22 protein-coding genes are annotated in these 14,492 nt (G+C 50.4%); 4 read left to right on the forward strand and 18 right to left on the reverse strand.

Features of this window, described 5'->3' with window-relative positions; all coding sequences use genetic code 11:
- Positions 1–6: 6 nt before the first annotated feature.
- From KHQ09_RS09755 to KHQ09_RS09780, 6 genes are read right to left on the reverse strand one after another with little or no spacing between them, the layout of a single operon-like run.
- Positions 7–369 (reverse strand): hypothetical protein, encoded by a 363-nt coding sequence (locus KHQ09_RS09755; RefSeq protein ID WP_213597991.1) that lies wholly within the window; start codon positions 367–369, stop codon positions 7–9.
- The gene (locus tag KHQ09_RS09760) at positions 369–821 is read right to left on the reverse strand and encodes a hypothetical protein (RefSeq protein ID WP_213597993.1); all 453 of its coding nucleotides are present in this window, start codon (positions 819–821) and stop codon (positions 369–371) included. Before KHQ09_RS09760 ends, KHQ09_RS09755 begins: the two co-directional genes overlap by 1 nt.
- 1 nt (position 822) lies before the next feature.
- Complete coding sequence (locus tag KHQ09_RS09765) at positions 823–1,296, reverse strand: hypothetical protein (RefSeq protein WP_213597995.1); 474 nt, start codon at positions 1,294–1,296, stop codon at positions 823–825.
- Positions 1,296–3,920 carry a phage tail protein gene (locus KHQ09_RS09770; protein ID WP_213597997.1) on the reverse strand — a complete coding sequence of 875 codons (2,625 nt, stop codon included), beginning with the start codon at positions 3,918–3,920 and terminating at the stop codon, positions 1,296–1,298. Before KHQ09_RS09770 ends, KHQ09_RS09765 begins: the two co-directional genes overlap by 1 nt.
- Before the next feature lie 25 nt (positions 3,921–3,945).
- Positions 3,946–4,371, reverse strand: a complete 426-nt coding sequence (locus KHQ09_RS09775; RefSeq protein WP_213597999.1) for a GNAT family N-acetyltransferase — start codon at positions 4,369–4,371, stop codon at positions 3,946–3,948.
- Complete coding sequence (locus tag KHQ09_RS09780) at positions 4,371–5,036, reverse strand: hypothetical protein (protein ID WP_213598001.1); 666 nt, start codon at positions 5,034–5,036, stop codon at positions 4,371–4,373. Before KHQ09_RS09780 ends, KHQ09_RS09775 begins: the two co-directional genes overlap by 1 nt.
- 64 nt (positions 5,037–5,100) lie before the next feature.
- Here KHQ09_RS09780 and KHQ09_RS09785 point away from each other — a divergent pair, with 64 nt between their 5' ends.
- The 3 genes from KHQ09_RS09785 to KHQ09_RS09795 all read left to right on the forward strand — a co-directional run bounded on the left by KHQ09_RS09785 (position 5,101) and on the right by KHQ09_RS09795 (position 6,247).
- Positions 5,101–5,340, forward strand: coding sequence for a DUF982 domain-containing protein (locus KHQ09_RS09785; RefSeq protein ID WP_022711854.1), 240 nt, complete (start codon positions 5,101–5,103; stop codon positions 5,338–5,340).
- Positions 5,341–5,769: 429 nt separating this feature from the next.
- Entirely contained in the window at positions 5,770–5,970 is a 201-nt protein-coding gene (locus KHQ09_RS09790) for a hypothetical protein (protein WP_156831459.1), read from the forward strand.
- Between the two features lie 31 nt (positions 5,971–6,001).
- The gene (locus tag KHQ09_RS09795) at positions 6,002–6,247 is read left to right on the forward strand and encodes a hypothetical protein (protein WP_139316358.1); all 246 of its coding nucleotides are present in this window, start codon (positions 6,002–6,004) and stop codon (positions 6,245–6,247) included.
- On the opposite strand, the gene KHQ09_RS09800 is transcribed toward KHQ09_RS09795, so the two are convergent.
- Positions 6,244–6,870, reverse strand: a complete 627-nt coding sequence (locus KHQ09_RS09800) for a hypothetical protein (protein WP_022711856.1) — start codon at positions 6,868–6,870, stop codon at positions 6,244–6,246. The genes KHQ09_RS09795 and KHQ09_RS09800 overlap by 4 nt on opposite strands.
- 72 nt (positions 6,871–6,942) lie before the next feature.
- Here KHQ09_RS09800 and KHQ09_RS09805 point away from each other — a divergent pair, with 72 nt between their 5' ends.
- Positions 6,943–7,479, forward strand: coding sequence for a hypothetical protein (locus KHQ09_RS09805; RefSeq protein WP_075655068.1), 537 nt, complete (start codon positions 6,943–6,945; stop codon positions 7,477–7,479).
- 37 nt (positions 7,480–7,516) lie between these two features.
- Here the strand turns inward: KHQ09_RS09805 and KHQ09_RS09810 are convergent, their stop codons facing one another.
- The 11 genes from KHQ09_RS09810 to KHQ09_RS09860 are packed head-to-tail and all read right to left on the reverse strand — an operon-like array spanning position 7,517 to position 14,481.
- The gene (locus KHQ09_RS09810) at positions 7,517–9,295 is read right to left on the reverse strand and encodes a hypothetical protein (RefSeq protein ID WP_213598003.1); all 1,779 of its coding nucleotides are present in this window, start codon (positions 9,293–9,295) and stop codon (positions 7,517–7,519) included.
- Positions 9,296–9,303: 8 nt separating this feature from the next.
- The gene (locus KHQ09_RS18585) at positions 9,304–9,483 is read right to left on the reverse strand and encodes a phage tail assembly chaperone (RefSeq protein ID WP_075655064.1); all 180 of its coding nucleotides are present in this window, start codon (positions 9,481–9,483) and stop codon (positions 9,304–9,306) included.
- A gap of 20 nt (positions 9,484–9,503) precedes the next feature.
- On the reverse strand, positions 9,504–9,920 hold the full coding sequence (locus KHQ09_RS09820; RefSeq protein ID WP_213598005.1) for a hypothetical protein: 417 nt from the start codon (positions 9,918–9,920) through the stop codon (positions 9,504–9,506).
- Positions 9,917–10,333 (reverse strand): phage tail tube protein, encoded by a 417-nt coding sequence (locus tag KHQ09_RS09825; protein ID WP_022711860.1) that lies wholly within the window; start codon positions 10,331–10,333, stop codon positions 9,917–9,919. The genes KHQ09_RS09820 and KHQ09_RS09825 overlap by 4 nt, the downstream gene beginning before the upstream one ends.
- A gap of 43 nt (positions 10,334–10,376) precedes the next feature.
- Positions 10,377–10,841, reverse strand: coding sequence for a hypothetical protein (locus tag KHQ09_RS09830; protein WP_022711861.1), 465 nt, complete (start codon positions 10,839–10,841; stop codon positions 10,377–10,379).
- A 2-nt stretch (positions 10,842–10,843) separates the two neighbouring features.
- Entirely contained in the window at positions 10,844–11,185 is a 342-nt protein-coding gene (locus tag KHQ09_RS09835; RefSeq protein ID WP_022711862.1) for a head-tail joining protein, read from the reverse strand.
- On the reverse strand, positions 11,182–11,553 hold the full coding sequence (locus KHQ09_RS09840) for a hypothetical protein (RefSeq protein ID WP_022711863.1): 372 nt from the start codon (positions 11,551–11,553) through the stop codon (positions 11,182–11,184). The genes KHQ09_RS09835 and KHQ09_RS09840 overlap by 4 nt, the downstream gene beginning before the upstream one ends.
- A 26-nt stretch (positions 11,554–11,579) precedes the next feature.
- A complete protein-coding gene (locus tag KHQ09_RS09845; protein WP_075655058.1) occupies positions 11,580–12,611 on the reverse strand; it encodes a major capsid protein in 1,032 nt (343 codons plus the stop codon).
- A 27-nt stretch (positions 12,612–12,638) separates the two neighbouring features.
- Positions 12,639–12,992, reverse strand: a complete 354-nt coding sequence (locus tag KHQ09_RS09850) for a head decoration protein (protein WP_022711865.1) — start codon at positions 12,990–12,992, stop codon at positions 12,639–12,641.
- A 42-nt stretch (positions 12,993–13,034) separates the two neighbouring features.
- Positions 13,035–13,544, reverse strand: coding sequence for a hypothetical protein (locus tag KHQ09_RS09855; protein ID WP_213598007.1), 510 nt, complete (start codon positions 13,542–13,544; stop codon positions 13,035–13,037).
- Positions 13,545–13,590: 46 nt separating this feature from the next.
- Complete coding sequence (locus KHQ09_RS09860; RefSeq protein ID WP_213598009.1) at positions 13,591–14,481, reverse strand: S49 family peptidase; 891 nt, start codon at positions 14,479–14,481, stop codon at positions 13,591–13,593.
- Positions 14,482–14,492: the final 11 nt, after the last annotated feature.

Consider the following 14,492-nt stretch of genomic DNA (forward strand, 5'->3'; position numbering starts at 1 on the left):
GGAAAGTCAGCCGCCTATCGAATTCCAATAGACGTAATAGGTGACATAGCGCGTTGTGCCGGTTTTGTTGTAAATCCGCATAGAAGCCATATCGCTCTGAATGCGGGCTTCAAATTGCGATAGAAACGCGACAACACCATCGGACGGTTTAAGCATAATCAGTGCCGGCTGATGATAGGTGCGTCCGAATGGAATGAGCACATTACTATTTGCTGGCACCTGAACCGAGCCTGTTACATATGGGGCAACAGTGCCGATCCCCTCATGCAGCACAAAGTCAAAAAGATCAGTGCTGTCAACGTCCTTTCCGGGCTTGGAAATGCGGAATTTAAAGTTGGCACCACGCTGGAACAATACCCGCCCCGCCATCAGAACTTCTCACGTAGCTTGACTAAGAAGACGGTATAATTGAACCGGCACTCATATTGAGGCACCCAGCCCCTAAAAGTCAGTTTGTTGTGAGAAATTCCAACAACCGGCATAAAGTTCACTATGCCAACATTCCCGCCAAATGATTGCGTAGCCACAATACCGCTCAGATCAGGCGGGAATTGAAACGGCTCAGCGGCAGAAGATTTAAACCCCATGAATGCCAGTGGAATAAACGGAAGCTCCTGAAACGGGACTTCAATTTGATGCCGCCATAATCCTTGCGATTCATTGTAGCCGAATGACGGAACAGAACCTTGAGCATGGATTTTCAGCATGTCTTGGACAGATGACATCAGCATCTGGCCGCCTTGCTGTACGGTTTTGCCCTGCTTGGCTACCCAGATGCCATGCTGATTACCGTTTTTACCGATAAGGATATTTTCATCCATGTCATATCCCCATCACCAGATAAATAAAGCTCTCCCGATAATAACCAGCAGGGTTGCGAATTCGCGGGATTGTTATGCGACTATTGGTGACGGTTATTTCGCCCGTGCGCCAATAATCACTTGGCCGATTGATGAGAGGCTGAGCCCCTAGCAATACCATGCCATGATTGCCCCAATACCGAGGATCAGACAGGCTGATTAGCAACACTGTCGGAACATAATCCAATGGCTGAAAGTTGATAATCTGCGGCGCAGACCAATCCGTTTGCTCATCCCAACGGGTCAAATTCTGCGGCGGTGGATCCATTTTATAACTGGATTGATCAATATGCAGACCAACTTCCACAATCGTGCTGGAGAACAACCAATCACTGTCAAAGAGCTTGTCACCCTCGGCCAATGATGGATTGTCCGCGTCAAATCCCTGTTTTGAAACCACCAGATGATTTTTTGTTAAGTGCAGTCTTGTACTCATCAGTCAGACACCTTCAAAAAACCCTCATCAAGATTAATGACGAATTTGCTGTCAGGTGAGCGGATCAGACCTGAAATGATTTCTTTGATTTTTGCCACCATCAGGGTCAGTTCACCATTAATGAACGTCATTGGCGCCATGCTGTTCACACCATTGGTTACAATCCACTGATCCGAGTTCGTCATGATCCGGCTCAACAATTGGCCGTCGTCCCCTGTGAAGGCTTCCAACCACATCGCAGCCTGTGCAGTCTGCCCCATAGCTTGCACATAACTGCTGAAAGCAATCCGAGACAAAGCACTGCCACTTGTCGCTTCACTGGTAATGCGTATCAGCCCATTAGCGGAGAAGTTGCCGACATCAGCAGTGAGCAGGGTAATTGCTTCAGCCTGAGCTTCAACAGTATCGCCAACTGTATTGATACGCGTTGTCAGTTGGCTAACAGCCTGAGCAATATCCTCATCAACTTTTGCCTCCAGCTTTTCGATACGGGAAGCAATTGCACTGCCGGGACCGATGGAAACGGAAACAAGCCTTGTGTAACCTGCCTTTAGATTGCCCGCAGTGACCGCCGCTTCTTCACGTAGCAGTTTGAACATACCGGCATTGCCAGCTTCCTGCTCAGCTGCCAGCGCACCAATACGATCCAACTCCTCCTGAACATACCGATCTGTCTCTCCCAAACCTTTCAGAACATCGCTGATGTCCTTATTGAGCTGTTCAATATTGATAGCGTAAATATCAAGTGGACCGAAACGGATATCCGCAGTGCGCACCTCAATCCAATCAGACCAGACAAAGGGCGTACTGCCATCATAGGATGAATAACGTGCGCGGACTTCATAGAGCATATTCGGCAAAAGAATGCCTGGAGCAATCAATAGCGCCCCGCGCTCTACATCTTCAGTTCGGCCTTTATAGATTTCAGCCAGCGATGATTTGAGACGCACCTCAAACATAACCGTATCAACGCCGGTCACTTCACCATCCCAGACCAATCGAATGCCACACCGGCGATTATTGCCGTTACTGTCCTGTGCAATATCTGGTGTAACAGCAAAATCGAAGATGGGTGTCGGCAGCGGACGCATTGCACCAACTGCCCCGTCAACCGGCGGGCGATAATCCGAGCCGCTTTCCCAATCATAGTCGGACGGATCAACCTCAGTCATATCGGCCAAAACATCAAGATTGGCACGGTCAACCGAGCCATCAATCCGCATCAGCTTATTGACATAACCGTTGCGCTTGGAAGTCCATGCCCATATAACGCCAGGCACAGCATACGCCCAGAATTTCGGTGGAATGACCAGAGTGTGCCGCCGCGCCCGCTGGCCCTCTTCAAGAGCCGACTTCATAAGCCGCTGCACTTGTTCAGCATATGGCACAAAGTTCAGTTCAACTTTAGCCATCAAGCGCCGGTTGCCGTGCAAGGCTTCCAGATCAGTACGGAACAAGGATGGCGCGGACTTCATCACCCAACCGTCAGTGAAGGACGGATAAGTTGCGGAGACACCATTGATCGTATCCGACAGACCGAAGAACGGGGTGAATGTCTGCTCATCGGTCGAGAGAATATCGTCATCGGTGAAATGAATGACCGGCGCATCGGGGCTGCCCAGAAACATCTGATAGAAACCGCCGACTTCCGCGATACGCCCCTGACAGGACGTGTTCAATGCTTCAAGTGCATTTGCGAGAGGCGCATCAATAGTGATCTCGCCACCAGCCCGATAGGTCGGCTCTAAGCCATTTGCCCCATAAATAGGTGCACGGCACTTATTAATGGCCTTGATCCAGTTGTCAGCTGGAAGGCGCGCAGCAGACATGCCCTGCACACCATAGAACCACTGATTATTCCAGCGGAGGCCACGCAGCAGGTTATATTCCTGTACAGCTGGCAGATGATCGCCATCACCACCCCATGTGGACGGATCAGACCACCGATGCGAACCGTTTCCGCCTGCGGTGCTATCTTTTGACAGATCGTAGAATTTGAAGCCATCCAGCTCGAATTTGAAATTCGGAATACCGGAGAACATCTGCTTACTGACACGCGCCGTCACAATGGCATAGGCCACACCACGACCGACACGGTTCACATCCCATTGGCGGTTCTGATTGGAGCAGGTATTGACCAGAAAACTATCAGCTACAGTCTGGGTACCATCATAGAATTTGACCCAAAGATTATCACCATCGTTGCGATATTCTTTTACCTGCCAACCCCACGACATATCCGGCGTATTGTAATCAAGGGTCACTTTCTGACCGTTGACCCAAACCTCCCGCAGGCCAGCGACCGGCAGATCAGACAGTGCAATAACCTGTGTCAGATAAGCGTTTGGTGTATCGCCGTCATGCCCCCATGTGTTGACCCAGACCAGAGAACCGGCTGTTGACGTTCTCCCGATCAGGAAGGATCGCGGCAGGTCACCACCGGCTTGCAGGCTGCCATTGATGGAAAATACCGGTTCCTGCGGTTTGCCTGCAATGGATTGCGCAAGCAGATTGAGGCCGATACCAACGGCGGCTTTAAGCAAAAAGCTGCCGACCGCCCCTGACAAAAAGGTAGAGGCCATCAGGCCGCCTATCGCAGATGCGATACCGGTAAAAATTGCCATGAATAATCTCTTTGAAAACTAAGCCTCAGAGGACTTTGAGAAAGTGTGTTTCGACCGGTGCATAACCACGTCTCTTATAGAGGCGGGAAACATCATTGGTAGCGAGTGAGGCCATGCCAGCAGCCACGCAGCCCTGCTCTCTTGCCCATGCTTCATAGGCATCAAGCATCTTGCTTGCCCATCTCCCTCGAACACTTGGTGTTATCCACCAAACGGTTTCTTTGGCATAACGGCCAAAACCGAACGGATGCTCAAACCACCCTGCCATCAACAGCCCCGCCGGTTTATCACCTAAAACCAGAAGACCGGCCTGCGGACTTGCATAGTGATAATCAAACAAAGCCGAGGCATGGGTTGCACTGAATGGAGAAGTGAAGCCCGCAGCCTCATGACTTTCACGCAGCAAGCGCAAGCAGGAGATTTTGTCAGAAGTGACGGCATGTCGGATCATCAGAAAATCCCCAAAAATTTGCGTCGCTTCTTCTGTGTCGGCACCTTGCCCTTTTCGGAACCCCAGAACACTTCCCATTCTTCAACCGTGGCCGCATCCTTGTAAAAGGTATCGTTCGGGTCGCGCAGGATTTGTGAGGCATGGCTTCGCGTCTCTGTATTGGAGCGGGTAAATTCCTGTGTGTGGCTGGCGCAGGTCATAGTGACTGCACCATCCTCATTCTCAGACGGCGTTTTCAGTTCAATCTTATCGACAAAGCCAACAAACCGGCACTCAGCCGGAGCGACCATCAAACGTGTTTCCGGATTGAACAGGCCACGATAGACTTCTACCCGCGCCTGACGGCAATCATAATCACGGACAATCCGTTCAACTTCCTCATGCACCTGCGACATGCGGATTGTGACATTCTGCACGGAAAGATTGGCGATGAGCGGAATATCGTCAATGGAAACCAGAGAACTTGTTCCATACCAATCACGTGTTTCAGGTATACCATTATCCGGATTGACCACATCTGCCGTGATATTCCCCACGTCAGACCACAGACCTTCCGTTACCGGAGCACCAGTCTGTCGGTCACGTGCAACAAGCCAGAGAAAGTCACGCGCTACCAACATCCGCTGTTCAAGCGCATGCTGGTTTTCTGCTGAAATATATCGCATTGCTGCACCTTCTTCAGGAACACTCTGGATAACTCTGCGTTATCTTAATAGGAGGTATGAACTCATGGATTTAATTTATTGGGATGAAGCCGTCGTTATTAAAATTTCAGACGGCATCACACATTCAATCGGTAATATTGCTGATGCGGAGAATTTTATGCTTTCCGATTGGCAGCGTTTTGATCTGGATAGTATGGGAGAAGCTATAACAGCCTGCCTTAGGTGTTCACATGATCATGGAAGCACGCAAAGTGCGCGGATTGCATTTAAACATGCAGCAGAAGTATCTGGGATTTTGGCATAAGAATTTCACCTTTTCGATAAAACCTCATAAACACAGCTCTAAAGATTGTTCTTGCGCATAAAACGAACATTTTCTGAGCCATTTGACTTCAAATTTTACCCAGATGTCACTTCCTTAAACAATGAGCCATCATATCAATCGTTGCCTTTGATAGATGCATATATGAGCAGATAAAAATTACAAACTGGCCAGGTATCTCCTGATCTCAGAAAATCTGACTCGATCAAAAACATAAAAAACGGTCAATCACTGCAAATAAGACACAATTACATATTATATAATAATTATAACAAGTTATATCACATATTTTCTGTATTATATTAAATCTAATATACAAAATTTGAAGATAAATGAGATGGTTAAGTGATCATTTCATGTTCCGACTTTTCTCATTTACATCTTCATTTTAAATACACTGGGAGGAATATCATGAGTAATATTCTAAAAGCAATTGGAGGGAGACAGCCTCCACATGCAATCATAGAACAGCGTCATTTTCATCAAGATGTTGCTACTGAAAAACAAATTTCAATAGCTCATAAAAGTTCAGCCTCGCAATTAAAGGACGCTACTAAGCTCGGCAGCATTCTGAAAAGAATTGGCGGGGGACTATCTAGGCATCGCCCCTAAACTATCGGTACCAATAAAAACGGAGCATAATGTGAATAATACAAACCAAGAAGATCTTATGCAAAAAACATTTAAGAATACCTCTCCCTCAGCCTCTGAGTCTAAAGCTACTATTACGCACAAAATCGCAATCGCTATAATCGAGACTGAGTATAAAAAACGAGTAGCCAAAACACTCCGGTTAAAAAATGAACGCCTTGCTCACGAAGCAAGTTTGCTAGCCACTCCAAAAAAACTTACTTCTAAGCGTTCAGTTAAAAAAGTTAAAACGAACTAACGAGCCTCCACCGCCTGAAACGAGATTGTGCCACGCCCTGTGCTCAGCTCTGTAGATGTGGTCAGCGACCCCGGCAGAATGATCATCGGCACCGATGGCTTGATTAGTGTAACCACATTGCCAACAGCTGTACCGGGAGCCAGATGCGGGCGTAGTTCGAAGTGCGTGGTTTTACCTGAAGCATTCGCAACTGCACTTTCTAATACCTGATAAAGTTTTGTTCCGATTTGCACATAATCACCGATTGTTATCGAGAACCAAACCGGCATACCTTGAAGAGCGATAGATTTGTTATCTGCCCCAATACCTTCAATACTCGCCGTAGATACATCGCCAATGCCCGTACCATTCGGATAAGCAATCGGAAAACAACGGCTCATAGGTCTGCCACTAAACTGCTGTAAACTGCCGTCCACCGCTTTTAAACGTGCCCGCCAGATATCAAGCTCATTCGGTTGCAATATTACGGATTGAAAAGAAGCCTTCCACAGTGGCGTGCCCATATCCTTGGCAATCGTCGTACCACCTGCTGTCCGGCTATATTCCTGCCTGTACAACAGATCGAACTCCGTTGACCAACCGGGGAAACCAGCAAGAATATCTAATGGGTAGGTAAGAGCCATAACGAATATGGAACCTTTTCAAAACTGTGACGTTGGTTTTCGATATTTGTGACTGTATGGAGGTAAAGGAACGTGGCAATCACCCGCAAAGAAGAAGAACGTGCGCTAAATGCAGATGAGCTTGCATTGGTGGACAAAACACGCCATCCGGCTCTTCAATCCCTCCCCGACGCTGATCTAACCTCAGTTGTTAAACTGCTCCGTGAGCGGCGCGAAAAAGCTAAAACTCAAGCGCACCAAAGACGACGAGAAATCAGGGGCAAAACTGCACCAAAAGGCAGTGCCGCATCAAAGGCAGATGATGGCTCAAAAACTAAACTAAGCGTTCTGGCAATGGCGATGCGCCGAACCAATGCTGAAGTTGAGCGCCGCCGTCAGATGGCCGCCAAACAAGAACTTGTTGAAAATGCGCAGCACGCTCTCGAGCTAAAGAAACATGCTGAAGCCAACAAAATTCCGTTTAATACACGCCACGCCCATGAAGGAATGCGTAATATTCCCAACAAGCAGGTAAAAAGCCTCATCAACCCTATGGAACGTGGCAGACAGAAAAAAGCAGCTAGCGTTAATCAGGCTAAACGCGATCAGAGACAAGCTACTGCATCATAAATCGGGCTCAGGTTTGGCATTGCCAAGCCTGAGCACCCTATCCCAACTTTACAAATTTGCTTTGAGCTTCCCGAACGGTCTGGATCACCCGCGCTTGCATTTCCTGATTGGTCTTCTTCAGGCCAGCTTCCAATCTTGTTACAGCAGCCTGATCTGCCCCACGTGCATCAATTTGATAAACCGGCGCGAAAGAGAATGCACCGCCACCGCCTGCACCGTCATGCGGAATAATGCGGCCATGAGTGCCGGGAGAGAAAAATTCCTCCCCCTTCTCATTGACGCGATAGAGATTGCCGGGTGTTACACTCCCACCCGCTGCGCGCGCGCCGCCGAACATCATTCCAAACAGACCGCCGAGACCAGAAGACTGAGGCGATATCCCAAACAGGTTTGCCAATGGACCCTGCCCCATAAGCAGAGCTTGCGCCATTTGTCGGAGCAGCCCAGCTAATGCTTCTTTTGCGCTGAATGAACCATCAATGATTGTGTCGATCATATTCATGGAGATATCAGCCAGATCAAGAGCTGCATCAGCATTGCGGCGAAGCTGCTCTTCCACGGCCTCGACCGCCTTTTGCTCCTGATAACGCGCTTCAATCAGTGCTGTGATCTGATTACGCTGAGCATCCGTTGCACTGGCACCGGCTTTACGAAGGGCAATTTCCTTATCTCGTGCCTCATCAGTAAGCCCGACAAGCGCCAACTCCTCTTCGAGTGAGGTAATCAGATCATCAATCGCTTTTTTCTCACGTTCAGCATCGGTAATTTTTGCCAAACGCGATCCGCCGGTCTTTTTCTTTTTATCTTCAGGCAGAATATAAGGCGTAACAGGTGGCAGGATACTATCATCAGGCTGATTAGGGAGCTTTTGCTTATCCTTGTGTGCCTTGATTTGAGCGTCAATTTCAGCGAGCTCTTTTTCAATCTGCTCTTTAGGAGGCAAAAATGCGCCGCGATAATCGCCTGTTTTCATATTTAAGGCACGCTGCTTCTCATCCCGCTGTTTCATAAGAGTATCCAGCGATCGGTTCTCAACTGTATTGAACAAGTCAAGAAAGTAGCGAAGTTGCAAAGCCGCAGAAACAATCGCGGCTTTCAAACTCGTTGATACTGTATTCGTGATATCAACGAAGGCTTTATCAACATCGGCAGCAGCCTGCACCACATCATCGGAGAGAACACGGCCAAGCTCCTCGCCCTCTTTAATGGTTTCGGTCAGCTTATCGCGCCCTTGTTCAATCAGGGACACAAACTGCTCACCACCCTGACCACCCATGATCTCATCAAAAATACGGATACCGGCGGCAGTGTCTTTCAGGCGGCGGGTACGATCGATAATCTCCAGCATAAAATCTGCAGGATCTTTGAGCCGCTGCTTGACCTCCTCCGGAGACATACCAAGCTGAGCAAAAGCTTCTGCACCGGAGCCTTTGCCAGTCTGGGCATATTCATTTGCCCGCAGGTTTAACTCACGAAAGGCATCGGCCATCGCATCAACTTCAATGCGGTTGGTTTCAGCGACATATTTCATCTGCTGGAATGACTTAATAGTCATGCCAGCTCGCTTAGCAGCAGTCTCAATATTGCCGATATCGGCAACAATTTGCTTAACGCCCTGAATGGAAAGGCCAATACCAAGACCTGCCAATGCTCCCTTTACCAAAGACATAGAACGGTTAAGACCAGCAGATAGATCAGAGAATTCCCGTTGCGCATTCTTGGCAGTTGCCTTGGTATCACCGCGTACACGGGTCATGGCATCATGGAAGCCACGGGCATTGGCGCCGATAAACGCCATGATGTCATTACGGGACATGAATTCCCCTATCTGATGGATTTGGTAGGTGGATAATGACGGGCAATCTCTGCCGCCCTTGCCGGTGTGATAATGTCTTTTGAGCGTTTACCGGTACGCCCCTCGATAGCCGACTCCAGCTCCGGCCATGTGGATCGCCAAAAGACTTCCGGCGACCACCCTAATACTCCGGTTGCAAAACTAAGCATTTGCTGGATTTGATTAGTAATTACGAGGGGCTCAGTGCGTTTCCCGATGTGGCTTGCTCAAATGCCTTTTCCAACTGATTGAGATGATCGGTCTCACCGCGCAGTTTCTTGCCATCATTGATATGGCCGGAAAGAGCTTTGGTGATAGCTTTGCGGAATGACTGTTCATCCGCGGCACTCAGCTCTGCGATGGCTTTGTGCGCTAGATCACGCGTTACCTTGTCGCCATCCGGATGCCTGGTCAGGACACGTAGGGCTGCCATCACAGTTTTGGGATGAAAGCCGATCAACCGCGTATAGAGCAGATCCATCGTGTCACAACCAGCCACCTCACAAAGCGTTGCCAACCGGCCAAATTCAACAACCAAGACCAGATCCGTATTGCCGATCCGGCAGGCAGCTTCACCACGGAGAGGATTGGGTAAAGCATCCGTCATGGTGATACTGCCGGAGTAAAGCCAACAGTGCCGGTTGCAGACATTCGCCCCTGACACTGCAGCTCATTGGTCTTATCGCCCGAGAATGTCAGCGAAATCAGGAAGTCAGCTTCGAATGTCCCGACCCCGGGCACCACCACCTGATACGGCGTGACAACCTGATTGACTGCATCACCGATCATGGCCTTGGAGGCAGTGTTGCTGACGAAAGCACCGTCAAGCTGCACATTGATACGCTGGATGCCATACATCAGCTGCAACAAAAGCTTGCTGCCTGGATCAGCACAATTGGGCTTGGTGATGTCGATTTCTTCATTGTTGATTTCCAATGAGCGGGATTCTGTCACACACACCGAGACAAAATCATCCGGCGTCATCAGACGCTTGATCACAAGCTCACGACCTAAAGCCATGGACTTATCTCCTGTTTAAATAAATGGAATAAATGGTTTGCGATCAGGCTTGCAAGTTGGGATAGCCTGCATATGTGCGGTAAATCACATCAAACACCATGCGTCCCGCACCAAGACTCTGCGCCGTACCGGCATCGATAAAATGATCTGTGGCAGACAAAATCATATCGATGACCAATCCGCCCAAATCTGATGGAGGCAATGCGCTCTCGACAGCCGCCGCCAAAAGATCAAACTCTGCAGACGGATCTTTGCGACCTTTAAAATGAATGACCACATTGACGGTAAGCCGATGATTAAGCCGCGTCAGTTCTTGGCGAGTGACATCATCATAGACCACACCATCAGGCGTCGTCTGGTCACTGGTGTAGAGCACTGTGAAGGAGGGCAAATCCTCCTCCGGCACTGCCGTTGAGCGCATTGGTGTAACAATGCCCAGATATTGTGCTGCGACCGGCTGGAGCTGCTCTCTGATCTTATCAAGGATCGTTTGTCGAAGATGCACCATGATTATTCATCCTCATGCAGAAGTAGGCGTTTCATCGCTCGCCCGTCATCAACATGACCAGCCACCACAAAAACCCTACCGATATCCTGCGCATCATCACTACGAATGATTGTGATCGTATCAGACTGACGAACACCATCGAGCGCTGTGCCAGAAGCTGCAAAGCTATAGCTCACCCCTTCCAGCCCCATACCTTCGATGTCGAGCAAATCTGTCTCCCGAACTTTTCGCAAAATACCGGTCAACAGGACAGGACTACCCTTGATAGTGACACTGGCTTCGACGTTGCCGAGACCAGAAACAAAAGCATCGGCCATATCGGAGAAAATGGCAGGACGGCTCATTCGCCGCCCGCCTTTTCCAATGCCGCTTCCGCAGCATTCAGGCGCTCTTCCGCTGCTTCAAAAGCCGCGAGCTGCTCATCACCGGCATCCGGCTCTGCAAGCGCTTCCTTGGTATTGTCATAGACAAGCTGAGCCGCTTCAAGTTCCGCATTCAGCGCATCCAGATCAGTAGTCTTTACCGGCGCGGGAGGTTTTGTCACTTCCTGTAGCTTCGGTAGAGATCGATCCTCCGGCACAGTGCCAAACAAAGCGGCGATTTTATCCGCTTCCTCCTGTGGCAGGGTGACTGCGGTACCAGGCGGCACATCTTTACCAGCAATGGTCAGCGTTACCGCATAGGCCTGCCGCACAGTTTTGACTTTCGCCATAGTTTCATTCCTCTCAAATTAAGTGGTTAGCGAACCATGGCAAAGAGCGATGCAGACGCATCACCTGGTACCGGCAGTGGCGCACTCTGTGTCATCAGGAAGGTTGCCGACGGATCTTCGACATTCCACATTTTCGGGAAGCGAGACAACGGCCTCATCTGCGCTGCCACATCCTGAATGGCACCATGCGCCATAAAGCCCTGGAACTGGCTTGGAGCAACCACACCAACGCCGAAACTTGGCCACAGTTCAAGATTGTTTCCCTGATCATCTTCAAACAGCTGGGTATATTGCCAGAAGTTGAACTGCCCGACAGTGCCAAGATAAATCGCCACCATATCCTCAGAACCGGCAGCAACAGGGCCGAATTGCATTTCACCGCCCATCTGGCGGCGGTTATCCAGAATTTCACGAATTTCAGGATCGCTTTGCAGCAATTCTGCTGCCTCTGCCCCAAGGATCACTTCTGTGGCTGCACCGCCCGATGTGGTGGCAACACGTGTCGCCCATGAGCGGATAGATTTGCGGATGGATACGCCCGCCTCGCCCCAGCGATCCGCACCGGTCAGAGCAAGCGTGTGATTTGCTGGCCGATTATAATCAACAATCTGGGTTTCATAGTCCTCACCGCTGACGATGATCTTGCCCGTGCGCAGTGCCTCTGCCGCCATCACTTCTTCACGGCGCGTCACCTCATCATCCTGATCGGCCAGAATGTCGGTGACAGTCTGCAGGTAGCGATCTTCCGCAGACATATTGCCGTTGAGCGGCTCGCCGGGACGGCGGCGGAAGCCTTCGCCCGGGCGCACTGTGTTTTTCGGCTTTACATAGGCAGGCGTAAATGTTGAGGTCTGCCGGCCACGAATGGCGCGTTCTTTGCCCGGCACCAAAGGCGAGACGAACGGCGCCACATTGCGGCGGCGTTTCAGTTTATCAAAGGCGATTTCTTCCGCATCGGACTGAAAACCGTTCGGGAAGAATGTATCGCGGATAAAGGCTGTTGGCCGGTCGCGGGCTTCAATCACCGTCAACAGCGCGGCTGTGCTAAATAAATCCATTTGAGATTTCCTTAAATGAGCGCCGGATCAGGCGAGATTGTGCAGGAAGAGCGGAGCAGAAGCTTTGCGCCATGCGCTTTCGACACTCGCTGCCGTATGGCCTGCCCCGTAGATCAGTTTGGCCGCATCAAAATTACCGGATGCATAGGCATCCGTGATCACATCACCGGCAGTGGTATCGACATCGATAGCCAGCACCATGCTTGGCACTTCAGAACCATCCGAGGATGCAGAGGCTGAGACCAGGAATTTGCCACTGGCCTCACCCAGCACTGTGCCACGTTTGAGAACACCCTGCCCGCCTGCAATAGGCACAACACGGACAGCAACGGGAAAATCACCGACGAGCAAATCGCCGGGAATATAAGTTTCAGTGCGCATAGCGACACTCCTGAAAAAGTTAAGGGAACAGAATTACCGAGCTTAACGCTGCGGTTTACGTGACGCGGAACGCGCTTTGGCATGGGCAACCAGGCGCTCATCAGCACTACCGGCTTTAGGGGCAGCACCACCATTACCAAGCGCCGGTACACGTCCCTGCATACGGCCAGACAGGCTGGAAACTGCACGGGAGGAGCCGGAAGCCGCCAATGTGGCGACGGCCTGTTTGGCCGACATATTGGTATTGAACGCCAAATGAGCTGCCAGTGACGGGTTCTGTTCCGCTTTAGCCGAGCCTAAGATTGCCGACATGCGACTACGCTCAGCCTTGCGGCCACGGGCATAATCGCCGAGCTTTTCTTCATCATCGGCAACTGGCTCCTCTTCCTCTGCATCCGGATCTGGATCGGTTTCAGCGTCGGGATTTTCCGGATCATCCTCAGCCTCATCCGGCTGCAGATCGTCTTCCAGTTCTTCCGGCTTATCCTCTTCGAGGCGTTTGCGTGTATTGCGGCCACCAACAGCCGCGCGGATAGCGCTTGCAAGCGACATCAGCGTGTTCCTTTTGATAATGTTGAGAGTTTTTAAAGGGGAGAGATCAGCCACTCATCGCGGCAAGAAATGCCTCGAAGACTTGTTTTGGGCGCCCCACCGCATCGGCAAGACCAAGATCAACTGCCGCCTGCCCACGAAACGTATCCGCTTGCGTGGCAAGTGCGGCCTCTACCGAGAGACGTGAACCACGGTAGCGCGCAACCGTCTCAGCAAATAAGGTGCGCATGGCTTCAAGATCATTGACGGCTTCGGAATATTCTTCCTCGCTCATCGTCTCGAACATGCCAGGGCGGGCTTTTTTTTCACCGGCACGTAGAATGGTAACTGCAAGCCCCTGATTTTTTGCCCAGCCGGATGCATCGACATGCATGGTGATGACACCAATCGAGCCGGTATAACCGGTGGTAGGGATCACGATCTGGCGACAGGCTGCTGCAAGGAGATATGCGGCAGAACACGCATGATCGGTGAGAATGGCAATCGTCGGTTTTTCCTGTGAAAGTGCATAAAGCTCCTCGGCACAGGCGAAACATCCGTCCACTTCACCACCGAAACTGTCAAACTCAAAGACAACAGCCCTGATATCATCACGGGCAAGACAATCAGCGATCTGGATATTCAACCCCTCATATGAAGTCATGCCGGAGGTTTTCCCCACCCATGAACCCTTATTGACGAGGGACCCTTCCACCTCAATGACTGCAACATTGCCAACCATTTTGGGGCCACTATAGATTTTCTCGCCCGTCCAACCGTCGCGCAGTTCCCGCATATTCTCTGACAGCACACCCATTTCCGGTGAGTCTGCCATCGCAACATTCTGCCCCAGCACACGCGGTCCGAAAGCGCGAGCGATAATATTGGCTTTGGCCTCATGCAGCATCAGCGGCGTATCGAACAAACGCGCCGCAATTTCCGGCATTGCAAATGTCATTTACTCTGATC

The sequence above is a fragment of the Pseudochrobactrum algeriensis genome, from assembly GCF_018436245.1.
GTDB classification, from domain to species: domain Bacteria; phylum Pseudomonadota; class Alphaproteobacteria; order Rhizobiales; family Rhizobiaceae; genus Pseudochrobactrum; species Pseudochrobactrum saccharolyticum.

Excerpts from the sequence above, each read along its gene's own strand:
- KHQ09_RS09770 (WP_213597997.1), bottom strand. The coding sequence starts at position 3,920 with ATGGCAATTTTTACCGGTATCGCATCTGCGATAGGCGGCCTGATGGCC.
- KHQ09_RS09855 (WP_213598007.1), bottom strand. The coding sequence starts at position 13,544 with ATGTCGCTTGCAAGCGCTATCCGCGCGGCTGTTGGTGGCCGCAATACA.
- KHQ09_RS09775 (WP_213597999.1), bottom strand. The coding sequence starts at position 4,371 with ATGATCCGACATGCCGTCACTTCTGACAAAATCTCCTGCTTGCGCTTG.
- KHQ09_RS09765 (WP_213597995.1), bottom strand. The coding sequence starts at position 1,296 with ATGAGTACAAGACTGCACTTAACAAAAAATCATCTGGTGGTTTCAAAA.
- KHQ09_RS09835 (WP_022711862.1), bottom strand. The coding sequence starts at position 11,185 with ATGAGCCGTCCTGCCATTTTCTCCGATATGGCCGATGCTTTTGTTTCT.
- KHQ09_RS18585 (WP_075655064.1), bottom strand. The coding sequence starts at position 9,483 with ATGCTTAGTTTTGCAACCGGAGTATTAGGGTGGTCGCCGGAAGTCTTT.
- KHQ09_RS09760 (WP_213597993.1), bottom strand. The coding sequence starts at position 821 with ATGGATGAAAATATCCTTATCGGTAAAAACGGTAATCAGCATGGCATC.
- KHQ09_RS09830 (WP_022711861.1), bottom strand. The coding sequence starts at position 10,841 with ATGGTGCATCTTCGACAAACGATCCTTGATAAGATCAGAGAGCAGCTC.
- KHQ09_RS09845 (WP_075655058.1), bottom strand. The coding sequence starts at position 12,611 with ATGGATTTATTTAGCACAGCCGCGCTGTTGACGGTGATTGAAGCCCGC.
- KHQ09_RS09820 (WP_213598005.1), bottom strand. The coding sequence starts at position 9,920 with ATGACGGATGCTTTACCCAATCCTCTCCGTGGTGAAGCTGCCTGCCGG.
- KHQ09_RS09780 (WP_213598001.1), bottom strand. The coding sequence starts at position 5,036 with ATGCGATATATTTCAGCAGAAAACCAGCATGCGCTTGAACAGCGGATG.
- KHQ09_RS09860 (WP_213598009.1), bottom strand. The coding sequence starts at position 14,481 with ATGACATTTGCAATGCCGGAAATTGCGGCGCGTTTGTTCGATACGCCG.
- KHQ09_RS09810 (WP_213598003.1), bottom strand. The coding sequence starts at position 9,295 with ATGTCCCGTAATGACATCATGGCGTTTATCGGCGCCAATGCCCGTGGC.
- KHQ09_RS09755 (WP_213597991.1), bottom strand. The coding sequence starts at position 369 with ATGGCGGGGCGGGTATTGTTCCAGCGTGGTGCCAACTTTAAATTCCGC.
- KHQ09_RS09840 (WP_022711863.1), bottom strand. The coding sequence starts at position 11,553 with ATGGCGAAAGTCAAAACTGTGCGGCAGGCCTATGCGGTAACGCTGACC.
- KHQ09_RS09825 (WP_022711860.1), bottom strand. The coding sequence starts at position 10,333 with ATGGCTTTAGGTCGTGAGCTTGTGATCAAGCGTCTGATGACGCCGGAT.
- KHQ09_RS09800 (WP_022711856.1), bottom strand. The coding sequence starts at position 6,870 with ATGGCTCTTACCTACCCATTAGATATTCTTGCTGGTTTCCCCGGTTGG.
- KHQ09_RS09785 (WP_022711854.1), top strand. The coding sequence starts at position 5,101 with ATGGATTTAATTTATTGGGATGAAGCCGTCGTTATTAAAATTTCAGAC.
- KHQ09_RS09790 (WP_156831459.1), top strand. The coding sequence starts at position 5,770 with ATGAGTAATATTCTAAAAGCAATTGGAGGGAGACAGCCTCCACATGCA.
- KHQ09_RS09850 (WP_022711865.1), bottom strand. The coding sequence starts at position 12,992 with ATGCGCACTGAAACTTATATTCCCGGCGATTTGCTCGTCGGTGATTTT.